Here is a 1,049-nt window from a genome sequence, read left to right as displayed (position 1 = left end):
TTCTTTCATCACCACCCTTGAGAAAGGTAGTCTATGCATGTGAGAAACTTGTCATTGTGACAGTAGACACGAGCCCTTTAGGGATAGGATGGGCAATACGATAAGATGATGAACAAGGAAAAAGGTATGTGGTGAGGTTTGGGGCCAAGGTTTTGAGTTCTCGCCAACAAGATTATGCACAAGTAAAAAGGGAACTTTGGGGGTTTGGTTACAACATTGAGGTGTGACAAGGAGTACTTAATAGGGGCATCAGTGGTTGTGGAAAATGATTGTTTGCCTCTTCTTGGAATGATCACAAACTGTTCGACTCCTGATATTGCAATGCTGCGATGGATAGCCTACATAAAGTCCTTGAATCTTGAGTTCAAGCATATTGCAGGGAAAGACAATCCAATGGCAGATATGCTATCTAAGGCAAGGTATGAAGATGAACAGGACATGATTATTGAGGGAGATGATGTTGGCACAAATTTTTACACTATTGATCATGCAAAGAGTAGTCATGCATGTTTTGTGTCTTCACTTGAGTCCTTTTCAGAGGAACTATATGAGAATGAATGGCTCTTGATAGGCCGCTACATAAGTACTCTGCATAAGCAGGATGATTGGACTGAGCAAGAATTTAAGAGGATAAGAAGAAAAGCATATGGATACTACTCGAGGGATGGCTACTTATGGAAGCATCCTAAATGAAGAGATGGAACACCATTGCAGGTAATATGCGATGAGGTTAGTCAGCAACATATCATCAAGGAGTTCCATGAAAGTTTATGGGTAGGACATCGAGGTGTATGGGAAACATTTGTCACGGTAAAAGAAAGGTATTAAAATGTATTGTGTGACATGCCAAATGTATTCAAATGTACGGCATCGTGATGGACTACATCCTACTTATCAATTAGCCCTGCTTTATAAACGGATTGTGGACATGGTTTCAATGCCTATGGGACTTTGGCAAATGTAATATTTGGTGCTTGCAAGAGAAGATTTGTCAAATCAAGTTGAAGGGCGTGCATTGAGGACAAAGAGTGCACAAGCTGTATGTAAAT

Annotated in this window: 1 protein-coding gene; it reads left to right on the top strand. The window is 40.5% G+C overall.

Annotation, left to right across the window (positions count from 1 at the left end):
- The first annotated feature begins 204 nt into the window (after positions 1-204).
- Positions 205-693 (top strand): hypothetical protein, encoded by a 489-nt coding sequence (locus DD606_RS25495; RefSeq protein ID WP_129259523.1) that lies wholly within the window; start codon positions 205-207, stop codon positions 691-693.
- Positions 694-1,049 lie beyond the last annotated feature (356 nt).

This window comes from Enterobacter cloacae complex sp. GF14B (genome assembly GCF_004136805.1).
GTDB classification, from domain to species: Bacteria; Pseudomonadota; Gammaproteobacteria; order Enterobacterales; family Enterobacteriaceae; genus Enterobacter; species Enterobacter hormaechei_C.
The sequence above is the reverse complement of the archived record's forward strand: the minus strand, read 5'-3'. Positions and strand labels throughout refer to the sequence as shown.